The organism is Mesorhizobium sp. M0870, assembly GCF_040319775.1.
Classification (GTDB): domain Bacteria; phylum Pseudomonadota; class Alphaproteobacteria; order Rhizobiales; family Rhizobiaceae; genus Mesorhizobium.
Map to the genome: position 1 here is coordinate 1 of NZ_JAMYOI010000072.1, position 2,611 is coordinate 2,611.

At 59.2% G+C, this 2,611-nt stretch carries 4 protein-coding genes; 2 read left to right on the plus strand and 2 right to left on the minus strand.

Annotation, left to right across the window (positions count from 1 at the left end; genetic code table 11):
* On the plus strand, positions 1 to 220 hold a 220-nt coding region (locus tag NKH97_RS33130), incomplete at its 5' end, for a hypothetical protein (RefSeq protein WP_352799962.1).
* On the opposite strand, the gene NKH97_RS33135 is transcribed toward NKH97_RS33130, so the two are convergent.
* Together NKH97_RS33135 and NKH97_RS33140 are read right to left on the minus strand one after the other, a co-directional pair.
* Positions 178 to 1,110, minus strand: coding sequence for a ribokinase (locus NKH97_RS33135; protein WP_352799964.1), 933 nt, complete (start codon positions 1,108 to 1,110; stop codon positions 178 to 180). The genes NKH97_RS33130 and NKH97_RS33135 overlap by 43 nt on opposite strands.
* On the minus strand, positions 1,110 to 1,880 hold the full coding sequence (locus NKH97_RS33140; protein WP_352799967.1) for a GntR family transcriptional regulator: 771 nt from the start codon (positions 1,878 to 1,880) through the stop codon (positions 1,110 to 1,112). The genes NKH97_RS33135 and NKH97_RS33140 overlap by 1 nt, the downstream gene beginning before the upstream one ends.
* A gap of 152 nt (positions 1,881 to 2,032) precedes the next feature.
* On the opposite strand from NKH97_RS33140, the gene NKH97_RS33145 reads away from it, so the two are divergent.
* Positions 2,033 to 2,611, plus strand: a 579-nt coding sequence (locus tag NKH97_RS33145; protein WP_352799969.1) for an ABC transporter substrate-binding protein, incomplete at its 3' end; no start/stop codon positions are given.

Here is a 2,611-nt window from a genome sequence, read left to right on the forward strand (position 1 = left end):
CGCCCACGGCGGCGCGCGCTTTGGCGACATCCGAGCGAAATCCTCCGACAAACACACGATCGCTGCCGGCGTCGAAAAGGCCGACAAGAGCTGTCGTGGCGCGGATCACATCCACGATAATGCACACGTCTCCGGCAATAGCCAGGGGGCCCGTGGGAAGGAAAGCAACCCTAATCTTCATGCGCAAGCGGTCCGGGTTTTCATCAATTCTGAAATCTGATTCTCATCGGGCAATGCCGGAACCACGAGCTTTTTCGTGACTGCGAGGGCGCCCGCCGCAGTGCCGCGGCGAACAGCGTCCGTGAGGGTCAATCCACTGGCCAGCCCTGCAGCGAGTGCCCCGTTGAATGCATCTCCAGCCCCGGTAGTGTCGACGACGTTGACTGGGTAGCTTGCGATCTTGGTCAGTCCTTCGGGGCCGACAATCAAGGCACCATCCGTTCCCAGCGTCATGACGACATGCCCCACGCCGAGGTCGCGCAGTCTTGCCGCTAAATCGGCGTCGGCCTGCTGATCGTCCGCGTCGAGCCCCAGCAGAATGCGCGCTTCCGACTGGTTTGGCGTTAGGATGTCAACGTCGGCAAAGATTTGCTTCGGCAGGGCGCGCCCAGGTGCAGGATTGAGGATGGTCGTCAGTCCTCGCGCCTTTCCGATGGCAAGCGCGCGGGCCGCCGTCTCGACTGGGATCTCGAGCTGTGTGAGCAGGATGCCCGGGCTCTTCCAGGTGGCTGCGAAGGTTTCGACATCGGTCGCCGTAAGCCGCGCGTTGGCGCCGGGATCGGTGATGATGCGGTTCTCGCCTTCGGCGTCGAGAATGATGATCCCGGCCATCGTCGGTGTCTCAGTTATCTGCCTCACAGCCGAGCAGTCGACGCCTTCAGCGCGCCAAAGTTGCAGTGCCTCGTCACCGAATTTGTCGGCGCCAACGCCCGCCAGCAGTTTGCATCTGGCACCGAGTCGCGCAGCTCCGATAGCCTGATTAGAGCCCTTGCCGCCATTTCCGAAGGCAAACCCCGACCCCAGCAGAGTTTCGCCCGGCGCTGGCACGTCGCCCGCAATCCAAAACGCAACTCCGTACGAGCCGACGACGTGAACCTCGCAAGTGGGCATCATCTGCTCCCGCCGATTAATTGGCGTGGTTGAGTGATCGAGGCGCTCGTGCGCTCGATCCAGCCGGTGTAAATGTACCGATCGGCCCGGTAGGACGAGGACGAAAAGTAAATAACCTGATCGGTCGCGTCGAAGGCGGTACGGTCGATTTGCAGCACCGCAGCGCCGCTCGACACGTCGAGTGCTTTTGCCAGTTTGGCACGCGCGACGCCGGCCTTTATCTCCTGCCTGGCTCGCGCCAGAGCCACACCAAGCTGCCGCTCCAGAATTTCGGTGAGAGAGGTGTCGGCAAGGTCGAGCTTTTCCATGAGTAGACCGATTGCTGCTACAAAAGAAACTGTCTCAACCGCTACGACCTCGTCGTCGATCGTCCGCACGCGCTCGATGGTCAAGACGTTCTCATCGGTCGGCACGTTTAGTGCGGCTGCAACCAAGGCGTCAGCGGGATGCCAGTCGACCATCACGTGTTTAGTACCCGGCCGGAAGCCACGCGTCACCGCTTCTTCCGAAAATCCTGAAAAAGTGAGCAGGTCCCGACCGATGTGACGTTTGGCAACGAAAGTTCCCTTGCCAGCGCGTCGATACAGCAAGCCTTCGCCGACAAGGGCAAGCACTGCCTGTCGCACGGTGCTGCTGCTGAGCTCATGCTGCTTCATCAACTCCATCTCAGTGGGGAGTTGATCGCCAGCATTGAAGACGCCGCTCTCGATCTGAGACCGAATGATATCGGCGAGCTGAATATGAAGTGGAGTTCTACCGGGCCGAATCATGCAGTCTCCTCATGGGCGACTCATTGCTACCACATGGCGCTAGCGTTTGGCAATATTAGGTTATTGCATTCTTGCAAGAAATAACCTAGCGTACGCTTTGAGCTAAGGGAGTGGTTCCTTTATGGTTCCGCAGAACGAACGGGAGGAACAAGATGAGTATATTGGGATATCGCCTCGGTCGGCGTGACTTCTTGACTGGCATGTTGGGGGTGTCGTCGCTGCCACTCCTTGGATCATTGCCGGCCAGGGCGCAGGACAAGAAGCTGCGATTCTTCGGCTATGGCGAAGGCGCCGGCTATAAAAGGCTCTTCGATGCTTTCGAAAAGGTGTCTGGCAAGAAGGTTTCCTACGAAGGCGTGCCGTTTGCCGACTATCAGAACACGATAGTTCAGCGCTTCCGGACGGGGGATTCAGGAATCGATGTCTTCCTCGTAGATCCGACCTATATACCGACGTTCTCCAAGCTGGGCATTTTGAAGGACTTGACGAGTGCCTTCGCAGAAAAGAGCAAGGGCGTACTGTTCCCCAGCGACGTGCAGGGCGCTACCTACAACGGGAAGATGCTGTCAATGCCGATGTGGGAGGGAACGCAGCTCCTGTTCTTCAACAAAAAACTTCTGGCCAAGACTGGCGTTGAAGCGCCGGGTGTGTCGGATACCGGATCCGTGCTGCCGGTCGAGGAGGGCAGGGCGCAGGGCGGCCAGCCGGTCATCTACGGCATACGTCCCGAG

Excerpts from the sequence above, each read along its gene's own strand:
- NKH97_RS33135 (WP_352799964.1), bottom strand. The coding sequence starts at position 1,110 with ATGCCCACTTGCGAGGTTCACGTCGTCGGCTCGTACGGAGTTGCGTTT.
- NKH97_RS33140 (WP_352799967.1), bottom strand. The coding sequence starts at position 1,880 with ATGATTCGGCCCGGTAGAACTCCACTTCATATTCAGCTCGCCGATATC.